Raw genomic sequence first — 14,414 nt, forward strand, 5'->3', positions numbered from 1 at the left:
CCTCTAGTCGGGGTGGCGTTTTTCGTTATTCGGTGTCATGCGGTTCGGCGTGTGAGGCAAGGCGTTCCAGGGCTTGTTTGAGACGAGGGTTATCGATATCGCGAGCGCAACTCGAGAGTTCATCAGCTGCATGGGTGGGTAGATGGCGAACGCACCGGGCTGGGGTCTTGAGGGGGCGAACCGGTCGGACTTTGAAGTGGAATCCCAATACGGCTTCGAACTCACGATGCTGGTGCAGCAGTGCCAGCAGGCGAGATTGTTCATATCGCAACCAGGTCAGCCATACGGCACGGTCGGTGATCAGGGTGAGCTTACCTTCACGGTATCCACCGACAAAGACGTGTGGACGGACTTCTTCGGGGAGGTGTGTACGTAGCTCGTGTTGAGCGTGCTCGATCAATGAGGCCATGCGCATCAGGCCTTTGAGTTCGCCATTGCCCGACAGCAATGCTGACATGGGCTGGGCGCGGAAACGCTTAACCTTTATACTCATGTGCTTGCCCTTAAGGTGCCAATCAACGACAGGCCATTGGCCGAAGAGCGATGACGAGCGCAGATATACAAAAGCCTAGCATGTCCAGGAGCCTGCCAACAGCATGATGGAAACAGACCACGCGACAGCTGCAGTATCCGATGCCAGTGGGCCACTAATGGCACACCGCCGGGCTCGCTCTCGTTGGCTGCTGGCCGGTTTGTTGGTCAGTTGCTTGTTGCCGGCCGGGCTGGTCGCGGGAGACTCTGCTCGTCATGCCGAGCGTATCGTACAAATCTGCCTGTTCGCGCCGGATGTGATTCGGGCCGAGTCGCGACGAGTGGCCTGGCGAAGGCGCTGGCTTCCGTGGAAAAGGTCGTTGTGGAACTTCCGGCGCCAACGCGTCTCACGCTGCTTGCCTCCCTTTCAGCGGTTCTGTGCCGCTCATGACGTCCTGACTCGTCGAGGTCCTCCCGCCTGCTCAACCGGTATCGTTTCGTGATGGCGCGCTAGCGTCACATGCCGATCGGACGTCCTTCTATCGAGCCGTCCGATGTGTTCTCAGGCAATCAAGTTACTGGACCTATTCATGCTGAATACATTGTTGCGCAAGGTGGTCGGTTCCAAGAACGACCGCGAAGTCAAACGTTTGGGTAAGATGGTTACCCAGATCAATGCCCTGGAAGAACGCTTCGAAGGGCTTGAAGATGCCACTTTACAGGCTGCCACTTCTGACTTTCGAGAGCGCCTGGCCGCAGGGGAATCACTTGACAAGCTATTGCCCGAAGCCTTCGCCGTAGTGCGTGAGGCCGGCAAGCGCGTCATGGGCATGCGCCATTTCGATGTACAGTTGATCGGGGGGCTTACCCTGCATCGTGGCCGAATCGCTGAGATGAAGACTGGTGAGGGTAAGACCCTGGTCGCAACCTTGGCCGTTTATCTCAATGCACTGCCCGGTAGAGGGGTGCATGTTGTCACCGTCAATGATTACCTGGCTCGTCGTGATGCCGAATGGATGCGGCCTCTATACGAATTCCTGGGGCTGTCGGTTGGCACCATCTATGCCGGTCAAAGTCAGGAGCAGAAGCGCGCTGCCTACGCCTGCGATATCACCTACGGCACCAATAACGAATACGGCTTCGATTACCTACGCGATAACATGGCCTTTTCGTTGGAGGACAAGGTGCAGCGTGAGTTGCATTATGCCATCGTCGACGAAGTCGACTCGATCCTCATTGATGAAGCCCGTACTCCTTTGATCATCTCTGGGCCAGTGGACGAGAACACTGAGCTTTACAAGGTGATCGATCGTCTGGCGGTCAATCTGAGCCAATGCACCGACCCGGAGGATCCGGCCAGCGGTGACTTTTTCCTCGACGAGAAGCAGAAACAGGTCGAACTGACCGAAGAAGGGCATCACAAGGTAGAAGACTTGATGCGTGCCGAGGGGTTGCTCGGTGAGGACGACTCCCTCTACGCCGCGCAAAACCTCAATCTCCTGCATCATATGCATTCGGCATTGCGGGCGCGTCATCTCTACCATCGCGATGTCGATTACATCGTCAACGACGGCCAAGTGGTGATCGTCGACGAACATACGGGCCGTACCATGCCAGGTCGGCGTTGGTCGGAAGGTCTTCACCAAGCGGTGGAAGCCAAGGAGAAGGTGGCGATCCAACGTGAAAGTCAGACACTGGCTTCAACTACCTTCCAGAATTATTTCCGTCTCTACGAAAAGCTGGCGGGTATGACCGGGACTGCCGATACCGAGGCCTTCGAGTTTCGCCAGATCTATGGTTTGGATGTGATGGTGATTCCTACCAACAGGCCGTTGATTCGTCAGGACCTCAATGATCTTGTCTATCTCTCCGCCGAAGAGAAGTTCGAGGCAATCATCCAGGATGTCAAAGTCGAGACGGAAAAAGGGCGTCCTGTACTGGTAGGTACGGCCTCTATCGATACTTCCGAGTATCTGGCTGGGCTAATGAAGCAAGAAGGCTTGAGCTTCAATGTGCTCAACGCCAAGCAGCACCAGAGTGAAGCTGAGATCATTGCCCAAGCCGGACGTCCCGGAGCGATTACCATCGCTACCAACATGGCTGGCCGTGGTACGGATATCGTGCTTGGTGGCAACTGGGAGGCAGAAGTCGCCAAGCTCGACAATCCCGATCGGGCACAGATCGATACCATCAAGGCGGCATGGCAGGAGCGCCACGATGCAGTGCTGGCTGCTGGAGGCTTGCACGTGGTTGGCTCCGAGCGACATGAGTCGCGTCGTATCGACAATCAGCTTCGTGGTCGTTCCGGTCGTCAAGGCGATCCCGGTTCGACACGTTTCTTCCTGTCACTGGAAGATAACTTGATGCGTTTGTTCGGTTCCGAGCGAGTACAGCGCATGATGAAGGCACTGGGTATCGAACATGGCGAAGCGATCGAGCACAAGATGGTCTCGAATGCAGTCGAGCGAGCCCAGAAGAAAGTCGAGGGTCGTAACTTCGATATCCGTAAGCAACTCTTGGAATACGATGACGTAGCCAATGATCAGCGGCGCGTGATCTACGAGCAGCGTGACGAAATTCTCAGTGCCGAGGATGTATCCGAGAACGTTTTGGGTATCCGCGAAGAGGTTCTCGACCAGGCAATCAGTGAATTCGTGCCGCCACAGAGTCTACCCGAACAGTGGGATCTGGAAGGCCTGGAGGCGCACCTCAAGAGCGAGTTCAACTTGGATGCGCCAGTGACGAAGTGGGCTGAGGAAGATGAGCACTTCCACGAGGAACAGCTGCGCGAGCGCCTGCAAGCTCAACATCGTGATACCTATGCCGCCAAGGTCGAGGCAGTCGGTACGGAACTGATGCGGCGCTTCGAGAAGCAGGTGCTGTTGCAGGTGCTGGATACCCGCTGGAAGGAACATCTGCAGGCGATGGATCACTTGCGTCGCGGTATTCATCTGCGTGGGTACGCGCAGAAAAACCCCAAGCAAGAATACAAGCGTGAGTCCTTCGAACTGTTCCAGTCATTGCTGACCAACATCAAGGCCGATGTGACGCGTATCCTTAGTCATGTACAGGTGCGTCGCCAGGAGGAGGTCGAAGAGCTCGAGCGCAAGCGGCGTGAGTCGTTGGAGCGTGAGAAAGCCAATGCTGCCAGTCGTCGTGACGCCCTTGACGAGAATGAGGTCAGTGCCGCTTCTGGTGGGCAGGCTGCTGCGCCGCCTGGTGCCGATGGTCGGCCGGTTCGCCGGGAAGGACCCAAAGTGGGCCGTAACGATCCCTGCATCTGTGGCTCTGGCAAGAAGTACAAGCAGTGTTGCGGAAAACTCAATTGAGGAGAGATCACCATGGCGGTGGGTAAGGTGTTGTTTCCGGTAATGCCAGTGGTCGAGGGAGTGAGTTTGGGGACGGCCGAGGCAGCTATCAAGAAACCGGGGCGCCGTGATCTGGTGGTGATAGAAATCGCCGAAGGCGCGAGTGTTGCAGGCACCTTCACGCGCAATGCTTTTTGTGCGGCGCCGGTACATGTCGCCAAGCGTCATTTGGTGAACGGTGCGCCGCGCTTTCTGGTGATCAACACTGGCAATGCCAATGCAGGTACTGGTGACGTCGGTATGCGCGATGCCGAAGCAACCTGTGCCGAATTGGGGCGTCTTGCCGGTGTCCCGGCTTCGGCGGTGTTACCGTTTTCCACCGGAGTGATTGGCGAGCCATTGCCCATGGATCGCTTGCTTGATGGTTTGCCGGTGGCTTTGGCATCACTGTCGGCCGACGGTTGGCAGGCAGCCGGTGAAGGTATCATGACGACTGATACTCGTCCTAAGGGCGCCACGACGACGGTCGAAATCGGTGGGCGTACGGTGACCATCAATGGCGTCAGCAAAGGGGCAGGCATGATCAAGCCCAACATGGCTACCATGCTGGGCTTCGTGGCAACCGACGCCAGTGTCGACCAGGTGCTGCTCGAAACGCTGTTGCGTGAAGGCGTCGCACGATCATTCAACTGTATCACCGTGGATAGTGACACCTCCACCAATGATGCCTGCATATTGATTGCCACCGGACGTGGAGCCAAAGTCACTAGCGATGATGACATCGCTCGTTTCCGTGAAGCACTTGATCGGATACTGATCGAATTGGCCCAAGCGATCATTCGCGATGGTGAAGGGGCCACCAAGTTCGTCACCCTCGAGGTCAGCGAGGCACGCACTCGCCAGGAGGCACTGGATGTGGCTTTCACCGTGGCTCATTCGCCGCTGGTCAAGACTGCGCTCTACGCATCCGATGCCAACTGGGGGCGTATCCTGGCAGCGGTGGGGCGGGCGCCGGTGGACGCATTCGATGTCAGTCGTGTTGTCATCGATCTCGGCGAGGTAAGGCTGGTAGAGGAAGGGGGGCGTGCTTCCAGCTATACAGAAGAGGCGGGTAGTGCGGTGATGGCCGGTGAGGAAATCAATATCCATATTCGTCTGGGGCGTGGCGAGGAGACTGCTACGGTTTGGACCTCGGATCTATCGCACGAGTATGTATCGATCAACGCCGACTATCGTAGCTGATTCGTGTCTGCGATGAACGCGTTACCCATTTTGGAAGAGTCAATGAGTACCATGGTCAAGAGAAGGGTCCATGTGGCGGCTGCCGCCATTATCAGTCGTGACAGTCGGCGAGTGTTGATCGCCAGGCGCCCGTCCAATGTCGATCAGGGCGGTTTGTGGGAATTCCCTGGTGGCAAGTTGGCCCCCTATGAAACCGGGTTCGAAGCATTAAAACGCGAGTTGCACGAAGAACTCGGGGTGGAAATCCAACGTGCTCAGCCACTGATCCGCGTGCATCATGAGTACCCCGACAAGCATATTCTGCTGGATGTGTGGCAAATTCTCGCTTTCGCTGGAGAACCTTTTGGACGTGAAGGTCAGGCGGTACGCTGGGTGGCGATGGATGAGTTGCATAGTTATCCTTTCCCGGCGGCCAACTTGCCGATCCTGCGTGCTGTGATGCTGCCTACTGAGTATCTGATCAGCGACGAGGAAGAGGACGACGAGGTATTCCTGACCAAGTTAGGGCGTGCATTGCGCGAGGATGGCATTCGTCTGGTGCAGTTGCGTGCCAAGAACCTGGAGCCTGACGCATACTTGGTGCGTGCTGAGAAAGCGCTCGGGTTGTGTCGTGAGTATGACGCACGCCTGTTGCTCAATGGCGAGCCAGAACTCTTGCAGTCAATCGATGCCGATGGCGTGCACCTGACCAGTGAGCGGTTGATGAGCCTGGAGCGCCGCCCCCTTGCAGAAAGCAAATGGTTGTCGGCATCGACCCATGATCGTGTTCAACTCGATCAGGCGGCACGCATCGGGTGCGATTTCGTGACGCTATCGCCGTTGCGTACCACACCGTCACACCCCGAGGTGGACCCGTTGGGGTGGCACGACTTCCAGCAATTGGTGGAAACCGCTGCAATGCCGGTCTTCGCCCTTGGTGGCATGACCCGTCACGATGCCAACCACGCTCGTGCCGTTGGGGCGCAAGGCATCGCCTCGATTCGGGATTTTTGGAAATAAAGCTTTAAGCTATAAGTTTGAAGCTGTAAGAGAAAACCCTTGCAGGAAATCCTGCAAGGGTTTCTTATTTCGTCGGCAGCACCAAACTCTGCCTAGCTTACAGCTTCGCGCGTAGCGCGACTCAGTCCCGGTAGCGTCTCGTCAGGTCGCCATAGGCATCGATGCGGCGGTCGCGTAGATACGGCCACATGCGCCGGGTATCCTCGCAGCGTGCCATGTCGAGCTCGACTAGCAGCCGTTCTGGGCCTTCACCGGCATGGGCTAGCAGTTCTCCTTGAGGGCCACAGATGAAGCTGCCGCCCCAGAAGTCGATACCGGGGCTGACTTCCGACAGATCCGGCTCGTGACCGACCCGGTTGGCAACCAGCACTGGCAGGCCGTTGGCCACGCCGTGAGCACGCTGGATCAGGGTCCAGGCATCCTTTTGGCGGGCTTTTTCGTTACTGTCGTCCGGCGGATGCCAGCCAATGGCTGTGGGGTATAGCAGCAACTCCGCACCGGCGAGTGCCATCAGGCGCGCTGCTTCTGGATACCATTGATCCCAACAGACCAGTACGCCAAGACGGCCGACTGAGGTATCAATGGGAGCAAAGCCTTGCTCGCGGTCGGCATCACCGGGAGTGAAATAAAACTTCTCGTAGAAGCCTGGGTCGTCGGGGATATGCATCTTGCGATAGTGGCCGACTCGGCCACGCGCCCGATCATAAACTACTGCGGTGTTGTGGTAGAGTCCAGGAGCGCGGCGCTCGAACAGCGACCCGACCAGTACGATATCCAGTTCCTCCGCCAAGGTGGCTAGATGCTGGTTGGTAGGGCCATCCAGTGGCTCAGCCAGATCGAACAGGGCGGGGTCTTCATATTGGCAGAAATAGTGGGTGGCGTGCAGTTCTTGCAGCAGTACCAACTCTGCTCCCTGAGTAGCGAGTTCGCGTATCCCGGCTTCGCTTTCGGCCAGGCTCCGGCTCTTGTCCGGCCAAGCAGGTTGCTGAACCAAGCCTACTTTCAGGATCTTGCTCATCTCTTTACTCCTCGGCGACAAGGAAGGGGGTCAGGCTTCCCTGAGGCAGTTGCATGGTCAGGCAGTGTAGACTGCCGTGCTGGCGGATCGCGCTGCGGCAATCGATAGGAACGATATCGCGATCAGGAAAAGCATCGGCCAAAGCGGACAAGGCATGTGTATCAGCGGCATCGCCATAAGTGGGGACCAGTACCGCACCGTTGATGATCAAGAAATTGGCGTAGGTTGCCGGCAAGCGGTGACCATCTTCGGGGTCGTGGCAAGCGCTTGGCCAGGGTAAAGGTATCAGCCGATATGGCTGACCATTGACCTGGCGGAAGGCTTGGAGTTCACTTTCCATGGCCTTGAGGGGCAAATAGTGACTGTCGCGTTCATCGTTACACTTCACATAGGCGATGGTTTGCGGGTCGCAGAAACGGGCTAGAGTGTCGATATGGCTGTCGGTATCATCGCCTTCCAAGTGACCGTGCCTTAACCACAGTACGCGTTCCACCCCGAAGTCCTTGCGCAGGTGCGCTTCCACTGCCTCACGATCGAGGGTGGCATTGCGATTAGGATTGAGCAGGCAAGCCTCAGTGGTCAACAGGGTGCCTTGGCCATCTGTCTCTATAGCGCCTCCTTCAAGAATCAAATCGCGGGATTCGAGTGGTACCCGATAGGCATCTTTGTCGGCCAGCGTGCGGGTCAAGGCATTATCGCGTGTGGCGGGGAACTTGCCGCCCCACCCAGTGAAGATATAGTCCAGTAGCACAGGGCGACCATCGCGTTCGACGGCGATAGGGCCATGATCGCGACACCAAGTATCGTCGGCCGGCGCGACGATCAGTCGCAGGCGTTGCATCGGTACACCCAGATGATGGAAACTCGTCGCCAGCCGGGTGCGGGTGTCAGCATCGGGGACACTGATCAGCACGTTCTGATAACGGGCGATGGCCACTACCATTGCCTCCAGCGTCGCCTCAATACGCTCAAGCTGACCTGCCCAGTCGCTATCCTCGTGCGGCCAGGTCAATTGAACTGCATCCTGAGGATACCATTCGGGGAACAAGCGGTTTGCCATCGCAGTCTTCTCTCGGGTGTGCCACGAAACCGCGCAATGTAGGGCTAGCACGTCGCCGTTGCAAGTATTGAATTAAAGTGGAAGTCGGCGGCTTTCCCGTGCAGCCTGTTACGAAAAAACGTACCATGAGCGCCCGCAGATAAGGAACCGTTCGCGATGCTCGACCGCCTGCCATTCTTGATTGGGTTGCGTTACGTGCGTGCCAAGCGCCGCAACCATTTCATCTCTTTTATTTCTTTGACCTCCATGCTGGGCCTGATGCTTGGGGTGGCGGTATTGATCTTGGTGCTCTCTGTGATGAACGGCTTCGATCACGAGCTGCGCACTCGGGTGCTGGGTATGGTACCGCATGCCAAGATCGAAGCACGGGGAGGGTTGACCGATTGGCAATCATTGGCTGAGCGATTGCTCCAGCGTGAACGCGTCATTGGCGCAGCCCCTTACGTGGAGCAGCAAGGGATGTTCTCGATTGGCGGGAATAACAAAGGGGCGATGGTCACTGGCATTGATCCTGAATACGAGGATCAGGTATCGATCATTGGCGAGCACATGCAACAGGGCAGCCTCGACGATCTGGTTCCCGGTGAGTGGAATGTGGTGCTGGGCTCGTTACTGGCCCGTCAGCTAGGCGTCGGAGTGGGCGACCGCGTCACACTGCTGGTTCCCGAAGCTTCTATCACGCCGGCTGGTGTGTTCCCCCGACTCAAGCGCTTCACCGTCAGCGGTATCTTCAGCGTCGGCGCGGATCTCGATGCCAATCTCGCCTACGCCAACATCGAGGACATGCAGACCCTGGCACGTATGGGAGATGCTGTGGGCGGTCTGCGTCTGGAGCTCGACGACCTGTTCGCTGCCAGTGCCGAAACCCGGGCAATCATCAACGAATTGGGAAGCGGTTACCGGGGGCTGGACTGGACCTACTCCCATGGCAACCTGTTTCAGGCGATCCAGATGGAAAAGCGCATGATTGCCTTGCTATTGACGGTGATCATTGCCGTGGCAGCCTTCAACATCGTGTCGACATTGGTGATGGTGGTGACTGATAAACATGCCGATATCGCAATCCTGCGTACCATCGGTGCCACCCCTCGCTCGATCATGGGCATCTTCGTCGTTCAGGGGTTGGCGATTGGCATCATCGGGATCCTGATCGGAGTGGCGGCTGGCATCGGGTTGGCATTGACGATTTCCGAGCTGATCAGTGGTATCGAATCGTTGTTCGACATTCAGTTCCTTGATGCCAATGTGTACTTCATCAGTTATCTGCCGTCACAGCTGGAGTGGAGCGATGTCCGTAACATTGTGGCTGCGGCCTTGGGCCTGACGTTCCTGTCGACCCTGTATCCTGCCTGGCGCGCTGCGCGCATCCAGCCGGCCGAAGTCCTGCGCTACGAGTGAGGTACCGTCATGAACAAGAGAACCGAAATGCCTACAGTAGCGACACCAGTCGATGACAAGCACGCTACATCGCCAGTGATGTTGACCTGTCGAGGCTTGACGCGAATCTACCAGGAAGGGCCTCAGGAAGTGACGGTGCTGCATGACTTGGCGCTCGAGGTTCGTGCTGGAGAGCGGGTCGCGGTTGTCGGCAGTTCGGGGTCGGGAAAGACGACCCTGCTCAATCTGTTGGGAGGCCTGGATCGCCCCAGTGCTGGGGAAGTGCATGTGGCAGGGCAATCACTTTTGGAACTTGGTGAAGCCGCCATGGGGCGGTTTCGCAACAGGCATATCGGCTTCGTGTATCAATTTCATCACCTGCTGGCCGAATTTACGGCACTAGAGAATGCTGCACTGCCGTTGATCGTGCGTGGTCACAAGCGCAAGCCGGCGATAGTGAGGGCCCGTGAAATTCTGGCTCGGGTCGGTATGGCCGAACGGGGTGATCACAAACCAGGAGAGTTGTCTGGTGGCGAACGTCAGCGAGTCGCCATCGCACGTGCGCTGATCACGGATCCGAGTGTGGTGCTGATGGATGAGCCTACCGGCAATCTCGATCAGAGTACGGCGGCAAATATCCTGGCATTGATGGACGAACTGGCACGTGATAGTGCTTGTGCTTTCGTGGTTGTGACGCATGATCCGGCATTGGCTGCTCACCAGGATCGTGTTCTGCGTCTTGATGATGGGCGACTTACTCCTACGAAATAGGCGATATGGTGTCGCGAGATTAGTAGTCGTCGGCTGGCGAGCGCTGTGCATGGCGACGCTTTAGCCGACGGCGTCTCCAACTTCGCGAGACGTGCCAGCGCCAGATCAAGCGAATGATCAGATTGCCGACAAGACCTGCCACGATTGCCGTTGTCAGTGAACCCATTACCAAGGCCGGTAGAATGTCGATCATCTTCTCGGCAATCCAGTGCGTCGATAATTGCGTTGGAGCTTCTCGGACCGGTGTGTTTAAAAGCCAAGCCCCGATCCGATAATTGCCATAGAAGATCAGTGGCATGGTCAGCGGGTTGGTAATCCACACCAATCCCACGGATAACGGTAGATTGCAGCGCAATAGCCAGGCGCCGAAGGCCGCCACCACCATTTGGAAAGGGATGGGCAGCAGCGCGCTGAACAAGCCGATCATGAAGGCATTTGCCACCGAGCGTCGCGACAGTACCCACAACGAGGGGTTGCCGATCAAGTGACTCACGAAGCGCAAGGAGCGCTTGCGTTTGAGAGTGTCGGGGTGGGGTAGGTAGCGCTGAAAAAAGCGGCGCGGCATGAAGTCGGCTCATCGATTCGTGACCCGGGCTATTATCCATACTAGCCACGCTACTCGCCATGCTTGAACACCACTACCCAAAATGCCGATTCGACGGCGGTGTGACGGTAGGAGGCAAAGAGGCGGGATTAACAAGAACGCGGGAGCAAAGGAATGCGAGTGGGGTTGGCGATGCCTTTGGCCGTCGCTGCTTTGATGGGAGCTGGCTTGGGCAGCCTATCACTGCCTGGGTTATTCGATATTTGGGCACTGGCTCTGCTCTTCGCCATATGGTGGCGTCATGCACTGTTGGTGTTGTTGGTGGTAGCGATGGCTGCCGGCCAAGTGCTTTGGGCGAGTCAGGCACAGCTCCCGCCGGGATTGTCCGGTGTCGATCTGCGTATCGAGGGAAGCATCGTCTCCTTGGTCGACGAAGGGGAGCGTGCCCGTCTGCTTTTCGATGTCGATGCATGTCGGCCGCTCGAGTCGCCCCGGCTGTCGTGTGATCGCCTACGCCGGGTGCGCTTGAGTGCCTACGCAGTTGAGGATTGGCAAGCGGGCGAGCGCTGGGCGTTGAGTGTGAGATTGCGTCCACCTCGGGGCTTCCTGAACCCTAATGCCTTCGATTATGGCGCCTGGCTGTGGCGAGAGGGTATCGATGCCACCGGCTATGTGCGCACTGAGCCGCCGTCAGTTCGTCTCGCGGGGCCTCGCTTCTCACTGCAGAGAGTGGCTCTGGCGTACCTCGATGAGCAACCGCTGGACGAGTCGACACGTCGTTGGCTGGCAGCCCTGACGCTGGGGGCGAGTGAACGTTTGGATAGCGACGACTGGGAGTTGCTCAACGCCAGTGGCACCACGCATTTGATGGTCATCTCCGGCTTGCATGTAGGATTGGTGGCGACTTTCGTGTTGCTATTGGCGCGAGCGGCGGCGCGTCTGGTCACCCCGGGGCGGTGGCGCATGGCGGTTTGGCCTTGGTGGGTAGCCGCGGGAGCGAGTGTGGCGTATGCCTGCCTGGCTGGGCTCGAACCACCTGCCATGCGTGCCATGATCATGACGCTGATCGGGCTATGGGTTGCCAGTGGTCGCCATGCGCCCGGTGTATGGCAGGGATGGTGGTTGGCCTTGGCACTGGTGGTGGCGAGCGAACCGCTGTCGGCATGGCGTCCGGGGCTGTGGTTGTCCTTTGTTGCTGTCGCCTTGCTGATCCTGATCTGGCAGCGGTGCGAGCGACCACGAGGAGTATGGGGCTGGTGTTGGGCACTGCTGCGAACCCAAGGACTCTTGGCACCACTGATGGCAGCGGCAGTTCTGTTGGCTTTCGAACGTTTGGCTCCAGTGGCACCGTTGGTCAACCTGCTTGCGGTGCCCTTGGTAAGCATTTTGATGGTGCCCTTGGGATTACTTGGCTGGCTGCTGGTCGGCGTGCCGCCGCTGGCACAGGGAAGCTGGCAACTCTTCGCCTGGTTGGCCGATGCTCTTGTGGCATTGCTTAGCCATGCCGCGTCCTGGTGGCCTGTCTGGGAGCCGGTCTACTGGCGAGTGCTACCTCTGGCGTGGATGTTGGGCATAATTGCCTTGCTTTGGGCCTTGCCAGGGCTGGCACGTGCCTTGCGCATGGTGGGGACGGTTTTGCTGGTGGCATTGGTGTTGGTGATCGTGCCACCGGCCACCACCTCGGGTACGGTCCGGGTGCGAGTGTATGATGTGGGGCAGGGCCAGTTGATGGAGTTTCGCACTGCTACTCACCGGTTGCTGTACGATACCGGACCACGATTCCGTTCCGGTTTCATGCCCTTGTCCACGCTGTGGCCGTCCGGACAGACCTTCGATAGAGTCATCGTTAGCCATGCCGATCTCGATCACGCCGGTGGTGTGCCATCCCTGACCGAGCATCATGTGGCGCGCTACTTAGCGCCAGTGGGAGAAGACATCGGTGTGCCTTTTTCTGCCTGTCGGGCAGGTGATGGTTGGCGCTGGGATGGTGTGGATTTTCGCTTCCTATGGCCACCCCGCAGTGATCTTGGCGAGTGGTCGAGTAATGACAGGTCTTGTGTATTGTTGGTCGAGGCTGGTGAGCACCGTATGCTGGTGACTGGTGATGTGGGCCGTGATGTCGAGCGGCGCTTTCTGCGCCAGGTACCACTACCGCTGCAAGTATTGGTGGCTGGCCATCATGGCAGTCGAAGCAGTTCAGGGCCCCAAATGGTGACAGCGCTTGCGCCACGCTATGCGATCTTCAGTACCGGGCACGACAATGCCTTCGGGCATCCTCATGATGAAGTGGTTAGACGTTTTCGCCGTGGGCAAAGTTGTCTATGGAACACTGCCCTGGATGGAGCTGTGACATTACGGCTGGGGGATGCCGCTGGCATGGCGATCGCTGCTATGCGTGAGCGCCCGGGCAGCGGTGTCGAAGGCTTCTGTCATGAGGTAAAATTGCAACCTTGACCCTGTGGTGATGCGTCGCCACCCGGTGCCCTTGAGTCTGGAGGAAGAGCTTCGAATGGATGTGCTCGACGCCCTGGTAGCAGGTGGCTGGTTGATGATACCGCTGCTGGGCTGTTCGCTGGTAGCGACGGTGATCGTCATCGAGCGGTTGTGGACGCTGCGAGCCCAGCGTATTGCCCCCTTGGGCTTGGGGCAGGAAGTCTGCACGCTAATTGCCAAGGGGCAAGTCAATCTCCATTGGCTCGAAAGTCATTCACCCCTGGGTAGCATACTGGCTGCAGGTTTGCGCAACGCACGGCTTGGTCATGAACAGGTGCGGGCCCGGCTGCAAGAAGCCGCCACAGCGGTAATACACGACATGGAGCGCTTCCTGAGCCCATTGGGCACCATCGCCGCCATTACGCCATTGATCGGTCTGCTGGGGACTGTGGTAGGAATGATAGAGGTCTTCTCCGTGATCGTCTCGACCGACGGCGTCGAACGCACCGCTGACCTTGCCGGTGGGATTTCGCGTGCATTGATTACCACTGCCGCCGGTCTCACTGTCGCCATCCCGGCTTTGATGTTCCATCGTTACTTCCAGCGCCGTGTAGAGGATATCACCGTGCGTATGGAGGAGCAGGCCGGGCTGCTGGTCGAGTTCCTGGCGCATCATCAGGGAGAGCTGACACTTGCCGAGCGCCATGAAAACGAGCGGAATGACAGTGAGGGACACCGCGAGTCCCGTATGAGGCGTTTATGAAATTTCCGCGACGGCACCGTGATCCGGTAGAGGTCAACCTTACGCCGTTGATCGATGTCGTCTTCCTGTTATTGATTTTCTTCATGGTCTCGACCACCTTCGAGACTCGCCAGGCTCTCGAATTGGTGTTGCCCGAGAGCGTTGCCGGCTCCCCAATGAAAGTTGCACCTGTCACGATTGTCGTCGATGCCGATGGTGGCTATCGCCTGGATGGGGACAGCATGCCGGCTAGCGAGTTGCACTCAGCCCTGGCCAGGCGGGCCGAGGCGGCGCGCGAGCACGGCTTGATCGTCGAGGCCGATGGCCGTGCACGACATGCCGCCGTGGTCAAGGCGTTGGACCAAGCCGCGGCACTGGGGATCTCGCGTGTGCGTATTGCCACTCGCGAGGGTGAGAATTCATTCATTCAAGCGGAGTCACCGTGACAC

Annotated in this window: 13 protein-coding genes; 9 read left to right on the plus strand and 4 right to left on the minus strand. The window is 58.0% G+C overall.

The genetic code is table 11. The annotated features are described in order from the left end of the window. Positions 1-25: 25 nt before the first annotated feature. The gene (locus L861_RS00650) at positions 26-493 is read right to left on the minus strand and encodes a DUF721 domain-containing protein (protein ID WP_027947701.1); all 468 of its coding nucleotides are present in this window, start codon (positions 491-493) and stop codon (positions 26-28) included. A 103-nt stretch (positions 494-596) separates the two neighbouring features. Here L861_RS00650 and L861_RS23890 point away from each other — a divergent pair, with 103 nt between their 5' ends. The 4 genes from L861_RS23890 to L861_RS00665 all read left to right on the plus strand — a co-directional run bounded on the left by L861_RS23890 (position 597) and on the right by L861_RS00665 (position 6,020). Further along, positions 597-974, plus strand: coding sequence for a hypothetical protein (locus tag L861_RS23890; protein ID WP_027947700.1), 378 nt, complete (start codon positions 597-599; stop codon positions 972-974). Between the two features lie 87 nt (positions 975-1,061). Further along, positions 1,062-3,800 carry a preprotein translocase subunit SecA gene (secA, locus tag L861_RS00655; RefSeq protein ID WP_027947699.1) on the plus strand — a complete coding sequence of 913 codons (2,739 nt, stop codon included), beginning with the start codon at positions 1,062-1,064 and terminating at the stop codon, positions 3,798-3,800. A gap of 12 nt (positions 3,801-3,812) precedes the next feature. Next, positions 3,813-5,021: a bifunctional glutamate N-acetyltransferase/amino-acid acetyltransferase ArgJ gene (gene argJ / locus L861_RS00660; RefSeq protein ID WP_016414594.1), complete on the plus strand. Its 1,209-nt coding sequence runs from the start codon at positions 3,813-3,815 to the stop codon at positions 5,019-5,021. Between the two features lie 51 nt (positions 5,022-5,072). After that, positions 5,073-6,020, plus strand: a complete 948-nt coding sequence (locus tag L861_RS00665) for a Nudix family hydrolase (protein ID WP_016414595.1) — start codon at positions 5,073-5,075, stop codon at positions 6,018-6,020. 121 nt (positions 6,021-6,141) lie between these two features. Here L861_RS00665 and L861_RS00670 read toward each other — a convergent pair whose 3' ends face one another. Continuing rightward, positions 6,142-7,038 (minus strand): carbon-nitrogen hydrolase, encoded by an 897-nt coding sequence (locus L861_RS00670; RefSeq protein ID WP_016414596.1) that lies wholly within the window; start codon positions 7,036-7,038, stop codon positions 6,142-6,144. A gap of 4 nt (positions 7,039-7,042) precedes the next feature. Further along, complete coding sequence (locus L861_RS00675) at positions 7,043-8,098, minus strand: agmatine deiminase family protein (RefSeq protein WP_016414597.1); 1,056 nt, start codon at positions 8,096-8,098, stop codon at positions 7,043-7,045. A gap of 156 nt (positions 8,099-8,254) precedes the next feature. Between L861_RS00675 and L861_RS00680 the strand changes: the two genes are divergently transcribed. Continuing rightward, complete coding sequence (locus L861_RS00680; protein ID WP_016414598.1) at positions 8,255-9,496, plus strand: lipoprotein-releasing ABC transporter permease subunit; 1,242 nt, start codon at positions 8,255-8,257, stop codon at positions 9,494-9,496. A 27-nt stretch (positions 9,497-9,523) separates the two neighbouring features. Further along, a complete protein-coding gene (locus L861_RS00685) occupies positions 9,524-10,246 on the plus strand; it encodes an ABC transporter ATP-binding protein (protein WP_016414599.1) in 723 nt (240 codons plus the stop codon). A gap of 19 nt (positions 10,247-10,265) precedes the next feature. Here L861_RS00685 and L861_RS00690 read toward each other — a convergent pair whose 3' ends face one another. Beyond that, on the minus strand, positions 10,266-10,811 hold the full coding sequence (locus tag L861_RS00690; protein WP_016414600.1) for a DUF2062 domain-containing protein: 546 nt from the start codon (positions 10,809-10,811) through the stop codon (positions 10,266-10,268). Positions 10,812-10,964: 153 nt separating this feature from the next. Here L861_RS00690 and L861_RS00695 point away from each other — a divergent pair, with 153 nt between their 5' ends. From L861_RS00695 to L861_RS00705, 3 genes are read left to right on the plus strand one after another with little or no spacing between them, the layout of a single operon-like run. Next, entirely contained in the window at positions 10,965-13,244 is a 2,280-nt protein-coding gene (locus tag L861_RS00695) for a DNA internalization-related competence protein ComEC/Rec2 (protein ID WP_016414601.1), read from the plus strand. Between the two features lie 55 nt (positions 13,245-13,299). After that, complete coding sequence (locus L861_RS00700; protein ID WP_027947696.1) at positions 13,300-13,986, plus strand: MotA/TolQ/ExbB proton channel family protein; 687 nt, start codon at positions 13,300-13,302, stop codon at positions 13,984-13,986. Next, complete coding sequence (locus L861_RS00705) at positions 13,983-14,411, plus strand: ExbD/TolR family protein (protein WP_016414603.1); 429 nt, start codon at positions 13,983-13,985, stop codon at positions 14,409-14,411. The genes L861_RS00700 and L861_RS00705 overlap by 4 nt, the downstream gene beginning before the upstream one ends. The last annotated feature ends 3 nt before the right edge of the window (positions 14,412-14,414 follow it).

The sequence above is a fragment of the Litchfieldella anticariensis FP35 = DSM 16096 genome, assembly GCF_000409775.1.
GTDB lineage: Bacteria > Pseudomonadota > Gammaproteobacteria > Pseudomonadales > Halomonadaceae > Litchfieldella > Litchfieldella anticariensis.

Coding starts and splice junctions, on each gene's coding strand:
- L861_RS00650 (WP_027947701.1), bottom strand. CDS start 493: ATGAGTATAAAGGTTAAGCGTTTCCGCGCCCAGCCCATGTCAGCATTG.
- L861_RS23890 (WP_027947700.1), top strand. CDS start 597: ATGATGGAAACAGACCACGCGACAGCTGCAGTATCCGATGCCAGTGGG.
- secA (WP_027947699.1), top strand. CDS start 1,062: ATGCTGAATACATTGTTGCGCAAGGTGGTCGGTTCCAAGAACGACCGC.
- argJ (WP_016414594.1), top strand. CDS start 3,813: ATGGCGGTGGGTAAGGTGTTGTTTCCGGTAATGCCAGTGGTCGAGGGA.
- L861_RS00665 (WP_016414595.1), top strand. CDS start 5,073: ATGGTCAAGAGAAGGGTCCATGTGGCGGCTGCCGCCATTATCAGTCGT.
- L861_RS00670 (WP_016414596.1), bottom strand. CDS start 7,038: ATGAGCAAGATCCTGAAAGTAGGCTTGGTTCAGCAACCTGCTTGGCCG.
- L861_RS00675 (WP_016414597.1), bottom strand. CDS start 8,098: ATGGCAAACCGCTTGTTCCCCGAATGGTATCCTCAGGATGCAGTTCAA.
- L861_RS00680 (WP_016414598.1), top strand. CDS start 8,255: ATGCTCGACCGCCTGCCATTCTTGATTGGGTTGCGTTACGTGCGTGCC.
- L861_RS00685 (WP_016414599.1), top strand. CDS start 9,524: ATGCCTACAGTAGCGACACCAGTCGATGACAAGCACGCTACATCGCCA.
- L861_RS00690 (WP_016414600.1), bottom strand. CDS start 10,811: ATGCCGCGCCGCTTTTTTCAGCGCTACCTACCCCACCCCGACACTCTC.
- L861_RS00695 (WP_016414601.1), top strand. CDS start 10,965: ATGCGAGTGGGGTTGGCGATGCCTTTGGCCGTCGCTGCTTTGATGGGA.
- L861_RS00700 (WP_027947696.1), top strand. CDS start 13,300: ATGGATGTGCTCGACGCCCTGGTAGCAGGTGGCTGGTTGATGATACCG.
- L861_RS00705 (WP_016414603.1), top strand. CDS start 13,983: ATGAAATTTCCGCGACGGCACCGTGATCCGGTAGAGGTCAACCTTACG.